Origin of the sequence: Niallia sp. FSL W8-0635, from assembly GCF_038007965.1 — a bacterium.
Lineage (GTDB): Bacteria > Bacillota > Bacilli > Bacillales > Cytobacillaceae > Niallia.
On record NZ_JBBOYD010000001.1, the window covers coordinates 2056354 to 2074151 of the forward strand.

The 17798-nt window shown below is 36.0% G+C and carries 16 protein-coding genes and 3 riboswitches; of the genes, 7 read left to right on the forward strand and 9 right to left on the reverse strand.

Features of this window, described 5'->3' with window-relative positions:
* Positions 1–24 precede the first annotated feature (24 nt).
* Positions 25–471: a GNAT family N-acetyltransferase gene (locus tag NYE52_RS09630; protein ID WP_341192862.1), complete on the reverse strand. Its 447-nt coding sequence runs from the start codon at positions 469–471 to the stop codon at positions 25–27.
* A 14-nt stretch (positions 472–485) separates the two neighbouring features.
* The gene (locus tag NYE52_RS09635) at positions 486–1043 is read right to left on the reverse strand and encodes a GNAT family N-acetyltransferase (RefSeq protein ID WP_341192863.1); all 558 of its coding nucleotides are present in this window, start codon (positions 1041–1043) and stop codon (positions 486–488) included.
* A gap of 176 nt (positions 1044–1219) precedes the next feature.
* Here NYE52_RS09635 and NYE52_RS09640 point away from each other — a divergent pair, with 176 nt between their 5' ends.
* Positions 1220–2269 (forward strand): LLM class flavin-dependent oxidoreductase, encoded by a 1050-nt coding sequence (locus NYE52_RS09640; RefSeq protein ID WP_341192864.1) that lies wholly within the window; start codon positions 1220–1222, stop codon positions 2267–2269.
* Between the two features lie 839 nt (positions 2270–3108).
* Here NYE52_RS09640 and NYE52_RS09645 read toward each other — a convergent pair.
* The 5 genes from NYE52_RS09645 to NYE52_RS09665 all read right to left on the reverse strand — a co-directional run bounded on the left by NYE52_RS09645 (position 3109) and on the right by NYE52_RS09665 (position 7288).
* Positions 3109–3576, reverse strand: coding sequence for a hypothetical protein (locus NYE52_RS09645; RefSeq protein ID WP_341192865.1), 468 nt, complete (start codon positions 3574–3576; stop codon positions 3109–3111).
* A gap of 471 nt (positions 3577–4047) precedes the next feature.
* A riboswitch (cyclic di-GMP riboswitch) is annotated at positions 4048–4130 on the reverse strand.
* A 237-nt stretch (positions 4131–4367) separates the two neighbouring features.
* Complete coding sequence (locus tag NYE52_RS09650; RefSeq protein WP_341192866.1) at positions 4368–4847, reverse strand: hypothetical protein; 480 nt, start codon at positions 4845–4847, stop codon at positions 4368–4370.
* A gap of 72 nt (positions 4848–4919) precedes the next feature.
* On the reverse strand, positions 4920–5660 hold the full coding sequence (locus tag NYE52_RS09655; RefSeq protein WP_341192867.1) for an AAA family ATPase: 741 nt from the start codon (positions 5658–5660) through the stop codon (positions 4920–4922).
* 14 nt (positions 5661–5674) lie between these two features.
* Complete coding sequence (locus NYE52_RS09660; RefSeq protein ID WP_445669144.1) at positions 5675–6892, reverse strand: Y-family DNA polymerase; 1218 nt, start codon at positions 6890–6892, stop codon at positions 5675–5677.
* A 66-nt stretch (positions 6893–6958) separates the two neighbouring features.
* Positions 6959–7288: a YolD-like family protein gene (locus NYE52_RS09665; protein WP_341192869.1), complete on the reverse strand. Its 330-nt coding sequence runs from the start codon at positions 7286–7288 to the stop codon at positions 6959–6961.
* Between the two features lie 222 nt (positions 7289–7510).
* Positions 7511–7620: riboswitch (SAM riboswitch) on the forward strand.
* A gap of 126 nt (positions 7621–7746) precedes the next feature.
* A riboswitch (cobalamin riboswitch) is annotated at positions 7747–7935 on the forward strand.
* 219 nt (positions 7936–8154) lie between these two features.
* Here NYE52_RS09665 and metE point away from each other — a divergent pair.
* The 6 genes from metE to NYE52_RS09695 all read left to right on the forward strand — a co-directional run bounded on the left by metE (position 8155) and on the right by NYE52_RS09695 (position 14474).
* Positions 8155–10437 (forward strand): 5-methyltetrahydropteroyltriglutamate--homocysteine S-methyltransferase, encoded by a 2283-nt coding sequence (gene metE / locus NYE52_RS09670; protein ID WP_341192870.1) that lies wholly within the window; start codon positions 8155–8157, stop codon positions 10435–10437.
* 368 nt (positions 10438–10805) lie between these two features.
* Complete coding sequence (locus NYE52_RS09675; protein WP_341192871.1) at positions 10806–11525, forward strand: YebC/PmpR family DNA-binding transcriptional regulator; 720 nt, start codon at positions 10806–10808, stop codon at positions 11523–11525.
* Positions 11526–11847: 322 nt separating this feature from the next.
* Positions 11848–12519, forward strand: a complete 672-nt coding sequence (locus tag NYE52_RS09680) for a 5'-methylthioadenosine/S-adenosylhomocysteine nucleosidase family protein (RefSeq protein WP_341192872.1) — start codon at positions 11848–11850, stop codon at positions 12517–12519.
* 90 nt (positions 12520–12609) lie between these two features.
* Positions 12610–12924 carry a putative quinol monooxygenase gene (locus tag NYE52_RS09685; RefSeq protein WP_341192873.1) on the forward strand — a complete coding sequence of 105 codons (315 nt, stop codon included), beginning with the start codon at positions 12610–12612 and terminating at the stop codon, positions 12922–12924.
* A 202-nt stretch (positions 12925–13126) separates the two neighbouring features.
* Complete coding sequence (locus NYE52_RS09690; RefSeq protein WP_341192874.1) at positions 13127–13270, forward strand: hypothetical protein; 144 nt, start codon at positions 13127–13129, stop codon at positions 13268–13270.
* Positions 13271–13403: 133 nt separating this feature from the next.
* On the forward strand, positions 13404–14474 hold the full coding sequence (locus NYE52_RS09695; RefSeq protein ID WP_341192875.1) for a serine hydrolase domain-containing protein: 1071 nt from the start codon (positions 13404–13406) through the stop codon (positions 14472–14474).
* Between the two features lie 165 nt (positions 14475–14639).
* Here the strand turns inward: NYE52_RS09695 and NYE52_RS09700 are convergent, their stop codons facing one another.
* The gene (locus tag NYE52_RS09700) at positions 14640–15647 is read right to left on the reverse strand and encodes a DUF3231 family protein (protein WP_047945067.1); all 1008 of its coding nucleotides are present in this window, start codon (positions 15645–15647) and stop codon (positions 14640–14642) included.
* Positions 15648–15973: 326 nt separating this feature from the next.
* On the reverse strand, positions 15974–17209 hold the full coding sequence (locus NYE52_RS09705; protein WP_095322885.1) for an IS110 family transposase: 1236 nt from the start codon (positions 17207–17209) through the stop codon (positions 15974–15976).
* Between the last annotated feature and the right edge of the window lie 589 nt (positions 17210–17798).

Sequence of the window (17798 nt, forward strand, 5' to 3'; positions counted from 1 at the left end):
TTATGTCTAATAGTATTGGAGCGTCTAATCTAAGATTTTTGCAAAGCATATAGCTTCTGGCATATGCTCATATTTCCCGTAATTCGCTATTTTGCTATAGCCATTTTTCTGATAGAATGCAACGGCATTTCTATTTTTTACTCTTGTTTCCAACCAGATTTTTTTATAGCCAGCATTCTTGGCTAATGCTTCTAAATGCAGAAGAATGGTTTTTCCAATTTGTTGACCAGGGTATTTCGCATACATTCTTTTTATTTCGGCAATCTCAGGGGTGAGTGGACGAAAGGAACCGCAACCGACTGGTATTCCTTTTTCATAGGCAACAACGAATTTCGCGTTTGGCTTTGTCAAGTCTTCTAGTTGAATAGAATTTTGTCCACTGCTTTCTGTTAAAGATTCAAGGGTTGAGGATAATTCCTCCATGAGTATTTTTGCCTCTTTTGAAAAGGGGCTGACTTCCATGATTTTCATTCTATCCCTCCAAATCAGCTTTGATTTCTTTCCCATTCTTCCCGTAACAGTCCATAGATTACATGGTCCACATAATGATCATAAAGCCATTCCGCTTGTCTAATCGTACCTTCTTTTGTAAAATTTAGCCTTTCTGGCAGTGCTCTGCTTTTCTTGTTCTCAGTTGCTGCAGCAATTTCGATTCGATTAAGATTTAATTCTGTAAAGCCATATGTAATGAATGCTTCGCAGGCCTTTGTCATAATTCCATTTCCTTGATATTCTTCTCCTAACCAATAGCCGATTGTCCCGATTCTACTAGTACGGTTAATCTCATTGTAGCCAATCGTTCCAGCAATCTTTCCTTTATAAAGGATAGCAACGGATTTTGGATAGCCGCCTGTTTCTACAATTCCTTGCAATCTTGCACGGATATTTTCTTTCGTATCTTCTACTGTATTCGTATAATCGAGCCAGCCGAGCCATTCTTTTAAATAGGCTTTATTTTTCATCGTTAATTGAAAAAATTCCTCCGCGTCATCTAAACGGAACACTCTTAATGCTAAATTGTCATCGATTGTATGCTGAAACATCGTATCCCTCCAGTAAAATTATGTATGTTTCCCTTATTGTAAGGGAAAAGTGCGTGAAGTTCATTCCTTTTTTTCAGAAGCACACAATAGTTGTAATTCGAGACATCTCCTGTTTTAATAAGAGAAGAAGTACCTAGTTTGATTTTTTGTTTTTCATTAAGGAGGATATATACATAGTGGAAATAGGAATAAGTACATTTGTGGAAACAACACCAGACCCTCATACAGGGAAGGTCGTTAGTCATGCAGAACGAATTCGTCAAGTAGTAGAAGAAATTATTTTAGCAGATAAAGTGGGCTTAGATGTATTTGGAGTAGGGGAGCATCATCGGAAAGATTACGCAGCATCAGCACCTGCGATGATTTTAGCGGCGGCTGCTACACAGACAAGTCATATTCGCTTAACAAGTGCAGTTACCGTGCTTTCTTCTGATGATCCGGTCCGAGTATTTCAAGATTTTTCAACACTCGACGGACTCTCAAATGGACGTGCTGAAATTATGGCAGGTCGTGGTTCCTTCATCGAATCATTTCCCCTCTTTGGCTATGATTTAAATGATTATAATGAATTATTTGATGAAAAATTAGATTTGCTTTTAAAATTGCAGGCATCAGAAAAAGTGACATGGAGCGGAAACCATCGTCCGGCGATTAATAACCTTGGTGTTTATCCTCGACCAGTCCAAGATCCATTGCCAATTTGGATTGGTAGTGGTGGAAACAGCGAGTCTGTTGTACGTGCAGGCATTCTTGGTTTGCCGCTAGTGCTGGCGATTATTGGCGGAAATCCAGCACAGTTTGCGCCACTTGTTGATCTTTATTACCGGGCAGTAGAGCATGCCGGTCATGATCCGAAGAAGTTAACAGTTGCTTCTCATTCCCATGGATTCGTAGGAGAGACAACAGAAAGTGCGGCAGATGCATTCTTCCCATCTACGCAATATGCTATGAATGTTCTTGGAAAAGAAAGAGGATGGGGCTCTTATACGAGAGAAACCTTCGATGCAGCCCGGAGCGAAAATGGAGCACTTTATGTAGGAGACCCGCACACGGTTGCGGATAAAATTATCGCTCTTCGCAAAAACGTAGGCATCACTCGCTTTATGCTTCACGTTCCAGTCGGCAGCATGCCAAATGATCAAGTGCTTAGAGCAATTGAATTGCTTGGAACAGAAGTAGCACCTATTGTTCGAAAAGAAATTGCTGAATGGGAAAGCGGAAATTAAGAAAGAGAAGGGGCTGGGACAAAACTAAATAGCCAATCTGTAAAGACGAACAATCTCTAATTTCCCTATTAAATAAAGGTTCCTTTCATATCCTGATTATTTATGTTTTAAATATAGTCAAGTGTAAAAACGAATTCGTTCCATTTTAAAGGGTTCCGTTTTGAGGTGCATTTCTAAAAATACGTGACGAAATGACAATGGTATGGACTTCGTTATTGGTATATAAAAAAGGAAAACTCGCTCATATGGCGAGTTTCTATATTAGGAATACAAACACCTTATTTATATAAAATATCACTTACTTGTGATACAGGTTGCCGTAATGCTTTAAAATGAGGGTTCCTTGGATTATGGGATCAAACTCACTCCCTTTTAATTAAGGTGTCTTGTCCTGAATCGAGTAAACAGTAAAAGGAAAATAAGCGGAGATTTTCCGGTTATATGCAGAATGGAGCTTATTTCAGGGTAAATAAGGGTAGGTTTTCCGATTATGCAAAGCAAAACCTCCCATTTTCGCATTTTCCGAGTCAATAGGCGGAATCTCTCCGTCTATTTTAGCTTTTTTAAATAATAATTACCAAATAAGCGGAATTTTTACGTCTATTTTTCAACTCAGGTGCTTAACCCTATCTCCCAACCGATAAATGCGAACTCTCTCGATTCTAGATGCGGGAATCCGTAGCAAAGATCAATAAAATTGGTACTACAAATGACAGTAAACTTGACCGTTTTTTTAAATTGTACAATACTTATTGTCCATCATAATAATGATGTCAATCGCTTTGTCAAAGTTAATGAAATTTCGTGTAATTGTTTGGCTTTCACCTGGGCTGGAATACTTATGTTCTAGTTTCTATATTTTTTCCGGAAATAATATATTTCTGGAACCAGTAATTAAAGAACGATAAAGCATATGAAATCAGGAATAAATGAATGGATGTGAATTTCTTTAATTTATAGAAGCCTACTTTTTGGAAAAATGCATTTAATGGAAAGGCAAAGAGAAGATCCATGAGTAAGTTGACGAGCGTGTATACAAGAAATTTCTTATGCGTTAAATGAAAAATCCAGATATTAATCGCTAAAAATGGTCCGAATATAAACCCTAATGCATCGGCAACTAATGCGTTTAATCCACCTTTTACCTTCCACCATTTAAAGATAAGGGATAAAAGAGTTTCGATTAAAAGGATAGAAGCAGAGAAAAAAGTGACGGGAAGAAATCTTCTAACAACAGATTTTGGAAGAAATAATAGGCTTGCCCAACTAATCAAAATCATACAAATTCGAAAAAAACTAATAGACATATACTGCATCTCCATTTTGAAAGATTTTTAAATACCTAAAGATGAAACCGCTTTTAGTTTTCTTCAAATGATGGAGATTATCCTAAAAAAAATATAATTCAGATGAGAAAGTATTCAAGGAAGAATAATTAATGCAATGCCCATTTAAGTTTGGGTAAAAGAGCAAAAAAATAGAGGACGTTCGTTTAAAACAAGACAATAATAAAAAATCCATCATTAATTAATGATGGATTGGCAGTAAGGACAGGTGATATCTGTTAACTGCTTGAATTCAATTCGTTTAAAGTCTGATCTTTTAAAGGTAGAATACGATTTGTATTTCGATCCACACATACAGTAATTCTTGTCCTTTACCACATGTCGAACACATGGGTTTTCAGTTACTACGGTTGGATAAAACATAACATTCCTCTTTTCTAATTTTTAAGGCAAATTAGACAGGAAGATTTTTCAACAAGATATATGTATAATCTTGGCAACCCGGCTACCATAGCAATTGCTTTAGGCCCGTGGCTTTGCGTCTTTTACTTTCGTAAAATTTGCCCAAATTTAATTCTACCATGTTATTCGGTTAATTCAAGGTATAAAGTCGTATTTTTTTACTGATTTATAAAAAAATATGAGTTTATAGTCCTATTTGTTATTTATAGGAATAGTGTCAATAGGTATATGGGCTGTTTTGGTGAATGTATAGAATAGCAAGGGTTTTTCAATTAAACCAAACTGTAAGAAGAAAGAAAAGGCGGGAATTCTAAAGGAGTCACCATAATAATCCAGAAGCAACAGAATAATCATTCCATCGCCGAAAGGGATTTCTTCTCCAGTTTGGTTACTAGCTTATAATATTTTATTAAAATAAATAGTAAAATTGGATTGATACAAAAGGAGTAGGAGAGCTTCCACCAGCCATAATGAAAATATCCCCATGGTGATGGGAATAAAGTGAGCCATTCATATCCTACAATGATAAAATTCCATGCGAAAACAAATAAAATTTTATGTAGAATCTTTTTCTTCATCGGATAAAGATTTAGGAAAATAATATTTACAGGCGGTACCAAAAATAAAATGTGAATAATAGATTCCCAATCCACCTCTGATTTACTGAAGTACCAGTATGCGTGGTATCCTACATCGATATATAAATCAAAGAGCTGTTGAAAGGCGATAGTGAATATCCATATATGTAAAACTTGATTGAGCGTTAATTTTTTATTCGTTATATAGGCAATAAAATTAAAGATAAAGACAGAGAGTAATAATCCAAGCATAATAATCTCCTTAAGTAATCAGATAATAATACTATTTACTTATTAAGATGAGAATATCCAATGTCCAGATTTTTACATCTCTTCTGTTTCTTCCTCCAATATATCTCGCAGCATTTTCTCCCGATATTGCAAAAAGTATTTGGTAATTTGATAATGCTCTGTATTTTCGTATTCAATTTCCTCTATATGATTTCCATCAAAGCTAAGAATCGTCGCATTTGGATAGCCTAATAAAATTGGAGAATGAGTCGCAATAATAAATTGGCATTCTTCGGTCTCTGCTAAATCATGGAGGATGCGGAGAAAGCTTAATTGCCGCTGTGGCGATAATGCAGCTTCCGGCTCATCTAATAAATAAATCGCTTCTCCTCTAAATCGATGGAGAAAGAGAGATAAGAAGGATTCGCCATGAGACTGCTGTAATAATGATTTTCCGCCATAGCTTGCATACTTTTTTCCACTTTCGAGTTGATCAATATGTGTGGCAAATTCATAAAAAGATTCCGCCCGCAGAAAAAATCCATTCGTAAGCTTAATAGGAGACCAGGATAGCTGTAGATATTCTCCCAAATCGGACTGAGAGGAATGAACATCATAGCTGTTATTTCTGCCACCGCCTGCTGTGTTAAATTGGCATTGATAGGCAATTGCCTCAAGCAAGGTAGACTTTCCAGAACCATTTTCTCCAACAAAAAACGTCACATTCTTTTTAAAATCAAGGGAGTGGAACTGACGGAGTGCAGGGATTGTAAAAGGATAATTATGTTTGGAAGGGACATTTTCCTCTTTTAACCGGATTCGCTTTAACATCAATCCACCTCATTTTCTTATTTTTTATGGCCGCCAAGTAGATTAGCGCGCTTTAGAGCCGTACCCCCAGATGTGTAGGAAACAGCACGTAAGAGGGCAGTTGATCCATAGCGATTTCGGATATTGTCAACAACATACCCAAGCTTCCTTTTTTTCCAGCCGCCTGTATCAAATAAATCTAATTGCATTTCATAATCATTCTCTAATTTTGTAATAGAAACAGAAATTTGTCTAACAGTTTGTCCCCGATAGTTTTCATGAAATAACGCAAGGCAGACTTGATAAAGAATCATGGTTACATTGGTTGGGTTTTCAATGGTCCGAGATCGTTGGAAACCGCCTCCGAATTCATCCTTGCTGTAAGAAATCCCTAAGGTGATCGTTCGCCCTGCATGATGATTGCTTCGTGCTCTTTTGGCTACATCCTCACACATTTCAAGGAGAACGGATTTAATTTCGTCGATTTCTTTATAATCTCGCAGCAAAATCTGGCTTTTCCCGTAGCTGATTTGTCCTTGCATAATCGGGGCGCCAATTTCGGATAAATCAATTCCCCAGGCATGGTGGTAAAGTTGATTGCCCATAAGCCCGAATTTTTTCTCGAGCAATGTTAAATCATAGTGTGCTAACTGGCCAACCGAGAATATTCCCATATTGTTTAACGTTTTTTCTGTTCGTTTTCCAATTCCCCACATATCGCGCAGCGGGGAAATCGGCCATAATTTATTAGGGATGTCTTCATAAGACCATCTGCATATACCGCCAGCTACTTTTTTCGCTTCTAAATCAAGGCAAAGCTTTGCCATAAGCATATTAGGGCCAATGCCAATCGTGGAAGGCAAACCAAACTCACGCATAATATCGGCTTTTATTTTCTGTGCTATTTCCAATGGAGTACCAAAGCTTTTTTCCATTCCGCTTACATCGAGAAAGCTTTCATCGACAGAATAAGTATGGACAGCAGAGGCGGGCACATATCGGAAAAATAATTTCGTTATCTCGGTCGATACTCGAATGAATAGTCCCATTTTCGGATTACTCACAATAATTCTTGGATCCTCTGGTATTTCAAAAAGTCTAGATCCTGTTTTTATTCGAAAGTCTTTCTTCATGGCAGGAGATGCCGCTAAGACGACACTGCCCTTTTGGTCGGTATTGCCGACAACAACAAGATGGCAGGTGAGGGGATCTAATCCTATTGTGACCGCAATAATGCTCGCATAAAAGCTTTTCATATCTACACAAAGAATTGCTCTATTTGGAAATTGCGTATAATCAAACACGGTAATGCTCCTTTGTTATTAATCGTTTTGTATGTTTACCAAGCTGTGAAAAGGAATGGAGTGCGTATGATTATTTGTATCTAGAATACGAAGCTCTCGGTTTAGATGGTCTATAGAAGTTGTTTTTCCAGATAAACACCTGATAGCTCCATCATGAAAAATCTCAAAGTGAAGCAAAAGATTATATTCGATTCCTTCAAGTAACAGTAACTCCATTTCGCGTATTTTATCTTCTTCTAAAATCGGCATTTTTATTTTTTGTGATTCCACTAAAATCTCTTTTATACTTTGAACATGCTCTGGCAGCATCATCGCTGACCATTTAATCGTGCCTCGATCGCGCAGCATATCAATCATCTCCTTAATGGTTTTATCATACCAGAACAAATGTTCGCAATCAAGAAGGAGTAGAAAGAAATTGATCATGTAAAAATAGGAAAAGGCGTATAATCCTAAAAATTTTACGTACCCAAAAGGAATAAAAAAATTATTTACAGTATGTAAAACAAGAATTGACAACGAGAAATTACCGTGCTAATATTTTGTTAATTCGAAAAAGTACATAAAAAACTCTTATGTAGAGAGGTGGAGGGACTGGCCCGTTGATACCTCAGCAACCATTCTTTTTAAAAGAAAAGGTGCTAATTCCAGCAAAGCGGTGATGCTTTGAAAGATAAGAGGGGGATAAAGATACACGACGAAACCTCTCTTTTTTTACAAGGGAGGTTTTTGGCTTTTTCTAGAAAGTTTTTGAAGCCAATTGGTGTCTAGCTACGGTTGCCTTTGCTTTGGTAAGCAACGAAAAAAACTAAATAGCGCAAATAGGTGCTGTGAATTCCCATTCATGGCTTAAAAGGGAAGACCGGTTAGAATCCGGCACGGTCCCGCCACTGTAAGGAGGAGCAAATTCTCATATCCACTGTCTTAACTAGATGGGAAGGAGAGAAAGAGTGATGATCCTAAGTCAGGAGACCTGCCTATTTGTAAGTAAGCTACTCTACGTGGATATAGAGGAGGGAGAATATGTGTTGGGATAAAGATTGTCTCAACTCTAGTTAGTGCAGAACTTAAATGAGAGATCTCATAAGAGTCTGACTCCACTGTTTATCTAAGAAGCAAGAAAAGTAGAGAGCTTCTATATAGATATGTGGACGTCAGGCTCTTTTTTGACTAACTTTTGCTGGAGATAAAAAAATCGGAAATGGGGAAACAGCATGTACAAAAGTTCGAATTTAGGTTATCCAAGAATTGGAGAGAAACGAGAATGGAAAAGAGCATTGGAGCGTTATTGGAAGGGGGAGTGTTCGGAAGAAGAGCTGCTGGAAGAAACGAAAAAGCTTCGATTAAAAAACATACAAAAGCAAAAGCTTCAAGGAATTGATTTAATTCCTGTCGGTGATTTTAGTTTCTATGATCATGTATTAGATACGGCTACAATGTTTGGGCAAGTGCCAGCTAGATTTGCTTATAATGGGGGAAAAGTGCCATTACAAACTTATTTTCAGATTGCTCGAGGTAATAAGGATGCAGTAGCATCAGCCATGAAAAAATGGTTCAATACAAATTATCATTATATGGTTCCAGAGTTGGGGGAAAGAAAGCCGATATTAACAGAGAATCGCCCACTGGCATTTTTCCGGGAAGCAAAGGAAGCATTAGGAATCGAGGGAAAACCGGTATTGTTAGGACCCCTGACCTTTATAAAATTAGCGAAAGGCTACGAAGAAGATAAGCTAGAAGCAACAGTGGAATCCTATCTTCCTTTATATGCACAGATTTTAACAGAGCTAGAAAGAGAGGGAGTGGAATGGCTTCAAATAGATGAACCATATTTAGTTACAGATGTCACACCAAGAGAATGGAACATTACACAGCAAATCTATCAAACATTGCAGGAGGCGGCGCCAAAATTAAAAGTGATTCTACAAACGTATTTTGATGCTGTCACAGATTATAAAACGATTATTTCGTTACCTGTCGCAGGAATTGGTTTAGATTTTGTTCATGATGACGGACAGAATTTAGCTTCGATTCAGCAATATGGATTTCCAGAAGAGAAAATTCTTGCTGCTGGAATTATTGACGGGCGAAATGTGTGGAGGGCTCATTTAGAAGAAAAGGGGAATCTGCTTACAGAGATACAGAAGGCTATTGGAAGTGACAAGATAATTATCCAGCCGTCATCAAGCTTACTTCATGTACCGGTAACAGTGAAGGAAGAGCAAATAGCTCTGATTTTAAAAGAGGCACTTTCTTTTGCTGATGAAAAATTACAAGAAATAAATACGTTAACAGAGGGTGCGAGAAAAGGAAAAGCCGTCATTCAAGCACAAATCGATAAAAGTAAAGAAGCGATTAGTAGATTGAATGTTTCCACTGCAAGAAATAATCAAGTTCTTCAAGAAAAATTAAAAAGGGCTGCTGAAAAACCAGAAAGAAGCGATAATGCAAGGGTAAGACAGCAAGCACAACAAGAAGCTTTTAAACTTCCAATTCTTCCAACAACGACAATTGGAAGTTTTCCACAGACGAAGGAGGTGCGGAAAGAGCGGTTAAGATGGCGAAAAGGGGAAATAACCAATGAAGCGTATGAGACTTTTATTCAAGCAGAAATTAAAAAATGGATAGAGATACAAGAAGACCTGGAATTGGATGTATTGGTACACGGAGAATTTGAACGGACAGACATGGTTGAATATTTTGGCGAGAAACTAGCTGGTTTTCAGTTTACAGCTTCTGGTTGGGTCCAATCCTATGGTTCCCGCTGTGTGAAGCCGCCCATTATTTATGGCGATGTCGCTTATGTGAATCCGATGACGGTGAAGGAAACGGTCTATGCGCAAAGGCTGACGACTAAGCCTGTAAAAGGAATGCTGACAGGGCCAATCACCATTTTAAACTGGTCCTTTGTAAGAGATGATATTTCAAGAGCAGAAGTAGCAAAACAAATCGCTTTCAGCCTCAAGCAAGAAGTGAAGGAGCTCGAGAGAAATGATATTCGCATGATTCAAGTAGATGAGCCGGCCCTTCGTGAAGGACTGCCATTAAAAAAAGAAAAATGGAAGAATTATTTAGATACAGCTGTCTACTCTTTTAAACTCGCAACAACGTCTGTGGAAAGAGAAACACAAATTCATACCCATATGTGCTACTCGAATTTTGAGGACATTATCGATGCCATTGATGCACTTGATGTCGATGTGATTTCAATCGAAACTTCCAGAAGTCACGGGGAATTTATTCAAACATTTGCAGAGAAAACATATGAAAAAGGAATAGGACTTGGCGTATATGATATACATAGTCCAAGAGTGCCAACAAAAGAAGAGATTACTCGAAACATTGAACATGCTCTAGCTGTTCTTGATCCACGCTTATTCTGGATTAATCCAGATTGCGGCTTGAAAACAAGAAATGAAGAAGAAACAATCGGTGCTCTAGAAGTAATGGTAGAGGCAGCGAAGGAAAGAAGAGAAAAGCTACTAGTACAAAATTAGTGATATATAATAAAACTTGTAACTTTTTGTTGCAAGTTTTTTGTATTAGGCTCTGTTATTATTCATTGTGGTTTTCTAGTGGAAGAGACAGAATAAGCGGAGAATTTCCGGCTAATGTATAAAGAAGGAGCTTAAATAGCAGATATAAAAGTAATGTCAGAATTTTCTCTGGACAAATTTGTCCAAGCTTTGCCACAAAGTTTTTAACAAAAAGCTGAATAAAATGGCCATTTCATGTATAATATTAGTGGCTTTAAGAAATGGCGGGTAGATATACGCCTAAATACAATAAATAAAAGTTGAAGAAGTGCTGTGTTTTTATCTATAATAAATAAGTTGAATGTATAAGCAGAAAGAGAGTGTTCATAATGGGTCGTAAATGGAACAATATTAAAGACAAAAAAGCTTCAAAAGATGCAAATACTAGTCGAATTTATGCAAAGTTCGGACGTGAAATTTTTGTAGCAGCAAAACAAGGGGAACCAGATCCAGAATCTAACCAAGCGTTAAAAGTTGTACTAGAGCGTGCAAAAACATATAGTGTACCAAAACATATTATTGACCGTGCGATTGAAAAAGCAAAAGGCGGTTCAGAAGAAACATATGATGAGCTTCGCTATGAAGGCTTTGGTCCTAACGGTTCGATGGTAATCGTTGATGCGTTAACAAATAACGTAAACAGAACGGCTTCAGATGTTCGTGCCGCATTTGGTAAAAATGGCGGAAACATGGGAGTAAGTGGTTCCGTTTCATATATGTTTGATGCAACAGCGGTTATTGGGGTAGAAGGAAAAACAGAAGAAGAAGCACTAGAGCTTCTAATGGAAGCAGATGTAGATGTACGCGATATTATGGAAGAAGAAGATTCTGTTATTGTATACGCAGAGCCAGATCAATTCCACGCTGTACAAGAAGCATTTAAACAAGCTGGTGTAACAGAATTCACAGTAGCTGAGCTAACAATGCTTGCACAAAATGACGTAACATTAGATCCAGAAGCACAAGCACAATTCGAGAAAATGATTGATGCGATTGAAGAGTCAGACGATGTGCAGCAAGTATATCATAATGTGGATTTAGGCGAGTAAGGTAGATAAGGATAAGAAAAAAACTCCCTTTTTGTATGGCATTAGAACCATACAGAAAGGGAGTTTTTTGTTTGTTGTTTGAAGAAGTAATATTAAAGCATATTTTAATGCTTTGAAAGAACAAGGGATTAACTAAAGATTTTTTAGCAATGCTGTACATAAATGTGGACGATTCTTGTTTAATAAATGGGGCTGGTTAGTAAAAAAGGATATTTACATATTACTAACGAATTATTGATGAACAGAGTATAGAAGGATAGGGAGAAAAATGAATTTCAGACCGTGTTTATACATTTAGTAGTGACAAAAGGGTGATAAGTCGATGATAGGAATAAGTATAGCAACGAAGTGGGAATATGAAGCGACATTGGAGTATTTCGGCATAAAAGATAGTGAACGTTTCAGTTATCCCTATGGTGAGTATTTCTTAAGAACCATTAATGAGACCGAACTTATTTTTTATAGCACAGGTGTTAGAAAAGTAAATGGCGTTGGTGGAAATCAGTATATGATTTCTAAATTTAATTTAACTAAAGTAATCGTTGCTGGAACATGTGCAGGAATAGATGAAAAGTTCAGTATTTTGGATGTTTTTGTACCCGATAAAGCCGTTCAATATGATTGCACAGTAAAAGAAATCGAGCCTCTTATTAAACAATCCTTCATAGTCGATATGGATCTATCAAAATATGAAAATGATTTTTATACCGGAACAATTGGCACCGCTGATAAAGCAGTAGTTATGTGGAAGGACTATTTAGAACTGAAAGAAAACGAAATAACAATAGCCGATACAGAAGCGGCTGCAATTGCTTATATCTGTAAGAAGAATGATGTTGAATGCATTATTATTAAAGGAATATCTGATTTTCCAACAGATGAAAGAAACGCTGATCAATTCGAATCAAACATGGAACAAATTAATGTTTATTTAGAAAACACCCCCAAAGTTATGAATAAAATATTTGGTGAATATTTAGAAAGATTTATATAAATAAGGTTCCTTTTTATTTCTGAGAATAATAGGAGAAGCGTGTTTAGATATCGAAATACTTAATAGATGGAAAAATGAAGGAGGAAGAGCATGAGCAAATTTAGTTTATTTAACAAGTTTATCGTACATGAAGGCGAAAAAGAAAAAATGATTGATTTTCTTTTAGAAGCAGCAGAATCAATGGGAAATCTAGATGAATGTGAAATATATCTAGTGAATATTTCTGAGAATGAGCCAAGTTCTGTTTATGTTTATGAAGTATGGGCTAATGAAGAAGCCCATCAAGCATCTCTAAGTCTTGAAGCTACCCAAAGATTAATAAGTCGTGCGAAACCCATTATTACTGGTATGGAAAGAATCAGCACCTTAATAACAAAAGGCGGGAAGGGGATTTCTTCTTATTAGAATGGAACTTGTTATTAAATAGGAAATGGTTGTCATATATTAGTCAGGATTCTTATTTTGCTATCGGGCAGGATTGTTCAAAAAGGATTAATTCTTTCTATTATAGAACTTTTATATAAATCGTTTAATAATGTAAATAAAGATTGGAGAAATGATGAGAATTTTATTTAGCTTTTTTCTATTACTTATGGGAGGTCTTTTTATGGGTATTACCGTTGATAACTCTATATTAGGTAATATTATAGTAAAAAATAATTGGAGCAATATGTTTTGTGGGTTTTTGAAAAATATATCTGAAAGAAAATGGAATGCGAAAAAAACTATGAAATTCTTAGGAGAAATTTAATACTCTGCTTTTTTACCGAAAATTGTTTTAACTTTTCCTTAGTGAAGTAACGAAGCAGGTTAGCGGACATCCTTTTTGTCGAATGTATTATAGATGTAAGTTAGTGAAAGAAGAAATATTAAAGGAGATTATAATGGAAACTAATATCAAGGATTACATAACCGATGCTATGATTAAAAACAACTTCTCAGGAACAGTTATCGTCCGAGATGGTCAAAAAACTTTGGAAGAGAAAAGTTATGGTTACGCTAATCGTTCCGAAGAAATTATTAACAGTTTCGATACACGATATGGAATCGCATCTGGTTGTAAGTTATTTACAGCAATAGGGGTTTGTCAGCTTGTGGAGAAGGGGTTACTTTCTTTTGATACAAAGCTAAAAGATTGTCTTAATATTTCTTTCCCTTTTTTTGATAAGGATATAACGATTCATCATTTACTAACACATACAGCTGGAATACCTGATTACTTTGATGAGGAAGTTATGGATAATTTCGAAGAGTTATGGATTAAGAACCCGATGTATCACATCAGGACCTTGGAAGATTTTTTACCCCTATTTCAGAATCAACCAATGAAATTAAAGGTAGGCGAAAGATTTCATTATAACAATGCGGGATACATCATATTAGGATTAATTATAGAGCAAACAAGCCAAGATAAATTTGCTGATTACATAACGGAAAATATTTTCAAGAAATCTGGGATGACAGACTCTGGTTATTTTGAGTTCGATGCTTTACCATCAAAAACAGCGTTTGGTTATATTGACTTTCCAGATGGCACTTGGAAGACGAATATTTACTCTTTACCCGTAAAAGGCGGTTCAGACGGTGGTGCTTACGTAACTGTAAATGATATAGCAAAGCTATGGGATGCACTCATAAATCATCAATTACTAAGCGAAGAATACACACGTCAGTTACTTAATCCACACATTAATACAAATGAAGATTACGATCAATTCTATGGTTATGGCGTATGGATTAATATAAGGGATGATGAAATTTCAAAATATCATATTATGGGATATGATCCTGGAGTTAGTTTTCATTCAGCGTTCTATCCTAAAAGCTCAATTAAAACCGTGGTATGCTCGAATCAGTCAGAGGGAGCATATGATATCTTGAAAGCGATTGAGGCAAATATACCGAAATCTGAAAATCCAAATCGTTTATTTAGGCAAACTTTGACTTTACTTTGATATCAAGGGCTGTGATCAGCTCTTTTTTTGCTATGCTGCTAAAGGGGCAGGTTAGTGGAATAATGGCTTTCATATATCTAGTACACTCACCATTTCTTAAAGGAGATTTGGAATACTCCTTTGAAAAACAAAAAAGCTACCGTACTTTGGTAGCTTTATTTTTTTTTAGTCTTGAGCAAGCTTATCTCTATTTAGTGCAACAGGAGGTTTCTCCATCCACTCATTTTTTATCATAAAGGTTTTTATATTTTCTTCATATTGATACACATCTGCAATTATCTTTGCATATGTAGTTTTTAAATCTTTTCGGATACTTACTGCTGCACTATATCCATAACTGGCGATACCATCACGATTAAGTTGGTCTAATAGATAAGATATTAATTTATCTGAAAAAGGAGATGTTTTACCATCCAAAACATTCGTATCCCAAGTCATTGAAATAGGCAAATCATTTTGAACTAAAATATCACCTAATTTGTCTATAATATTTAAAGATAATTCTTTTCCATGTTGCAATAAACTCATTAATTGCTGATTAGATGTAGATTGTATAAATCCAATTAATAAGTTTTTACCAATATAATTCATAAAAACATTTTTGTGTAGCTCATTTGCTTCTCTTGCCGTTAATTCTCGATTATCATTAAAGAAGTTACCCAAAAATCCTTTATCTGCAATTGGGTTTGTTTCATGAGTGGAGGTAATTGAAGGAGGTCTTACAAATACTCCCTTTTCTAATAGAATAGTTGTTGTACGTTCAAATAAATTTGAAACGTTTTTTAATTGTTCATGGAAAAAATTGCGGATATCCTCCCTTACTGAATCGGATAGTGCCATACTTGTTAAGGACATTCCAATTTTAGACATATTATTTAAATAAAATAGTATAAAAACATCCGTATACATCTTAGGGGCATTTGGGTTTAAATCATCTTTAATGTTAAAGCCTTTAGGGATTGGATAGTTTTCACTTCGTAGAACAGATTCAAAAAATTGTACAGCAGATTTAGAAATAGAAACCGCCTCACTACAAAGAGATTTAACTTCTTCTAGTTCTGATGTTAGGGTAAGATACTCCAAAACAACATTTGACATACTATTATTCATGAACTGTTCCCAACAGTGTGCTAACTCACCCGCAGTTAACTTTGCAGCCTTTTTATTATCCATATAATCAATTCCTTTTTAAGATTAATTTTATATTCTATAACAAGTATCTGGTATTTTTTTATCAATTATGTATTATTGCATGGAAAATTAATAATTTTTTGGTTTGTCAAGGGAGATATCATAACTAAGAGGGCTTTTCAAATATTCAGAAATGGGGGACTTTAAAAAAGTTTGTGAAATATTGTACTTAAACTAAACCAGCTAATAGTTTGTCAATAAATATATTTTAAATTTATAATTACTAAATGCTATACTAAAAATGCACAACTCAAATAACCCTCCTGATTCAATTTGGAAGGTTTTAGTTGTATAGGAAAATGTTGTTACTAAATAGTTTCTTGGAATGGTGTTTTCGTTTTTAACATCGCATAAATCCAGTGTAAAAGCTTATTAGCACATGCAATAATGGCTACTTTATAAGGCTTACCTTCTTCACGTTTTAAATCGTAGAAGGCACGTAATCGCATATTTCGTGCAATGGTTTCTTCAGTTGTTTTCTTTTTACGACTATCTCGAATGGAACACCGAACTGCTGTAAAAAGCATGTGGCGAAGCCTTGCAGAGCCTCGTTTAGTAATATGATTCTTCGTGCCTTTAAAGCGACCTGATTCAAATACACTAGGATCAAGTCCTGCAAAGGCAACTAACTTTTTGGGATGACTAAACCGATCAATTTCCCCGATTTCAGAAATAATCGTTGCAGCGATTTTTTCGCCTACACCGGGAATTGTTTGGAGTAGTTCATATTCTTCGAGCTGTACTGCTAACTGATCAATCTCACGCTCCAACGTAGAAAGCTGTTGGTGGTACACTTGAAGTAAATCAATATACATATTCAGACTGACAAGAAGGCTTTGATAACGCGTTGACTGAAATGGGTTGCGTTCTGCAGCTGCGATTAATCCCTCTGCTTTTTCAAGCGCCCAATTAAACGATCTTGCTTTACAATGCCTATCAATAAATTGTGCAATTTCCTCCACACAAGTTTTTAAGACAGTCTCCGAGGTAGGGAAAGTTTGTAAAGTTCTTAATGAAACCTCGGCATACAGATCGCCAAAAACGCCTTTATACTCTGGAAATACTTGATCTAATACAGATTGAAATTGAAGCTTTGTTTGAACCATAATTCCCGTCATATTTTCATGTTGTCTTGTCAGATGCCGAAGGTTTAATAACTGAACACCACGCTTTTTCTGCGGCTCTAAATCCTCTTTGTAATACAGTTCGCCTAAGTGATAAGCATCAATGGCATCTGTTTTAGTTTTTCTTAAACTAGAACTTTTTGCTCGGTAAGATACCAATGGATTTACGATAATGACAATGTACTCTCTTGCTTCTAAAAACTGTACAACTGGGGCATGATAGTGACCCGTTGATTCCAAGACAACTGGTGGTTTCATCCCTGTTTGATGCTCTAAATCTAGTAAATAAGAGTATAACTCTTTTAAACCATCCACCGTATGTTCAACTTTCACACTATTTTTATAGGGCATTTTTTTATCCAAGAACATTTGAACCTGACTTTCACCTTTAGCGACATCCAGACCAACAACTGGATTCATAAATTATCTCCTCCTAGTGTAGTGGATTGACCGGTAACCTCTATCTAGCTTGTCATTCATATCTTCGCTTGTTATACGGGATCATCATGTCCCAACCAGCCTAATCATGTGTTAACAAGTAGAGGGGAACAGTTTAGTTGTCGGGATCAAGTCCCACGGGTGCGTCCGTTCTTCCCCGGCTACTATCAATCTATAAATTGAATAAAAAATAGTCAACCAGAATTCTCTGGCTGACCTTATAATACGATCGGGTGCGTTAGTTAAGTAAAAGGATAGATAAGTACTACTGAGGGAAAAATAGGAATGTCTTCAAAAAGGACATTCCTTACCTTATTCAGGTTAAACATATTTTTACAAACAGAACAAACGTTCGTATAATACATATTAACGCTTCAATAATTTCCAATGATAGACGTCTAAAACCTTGATGTATAAGGGATTAGACGTTTTCTTTATTATACCATATTTAAGATTAAGAAGGATTAACGCTCAAAGTTAATGCTTTTGATTTCAAAAGAATGAGTCCCTTGTAACTATTGGGGCAGATTTCCTGTAATAAGTGAAAACTTGCTTATGGTAGAAAAGGGGC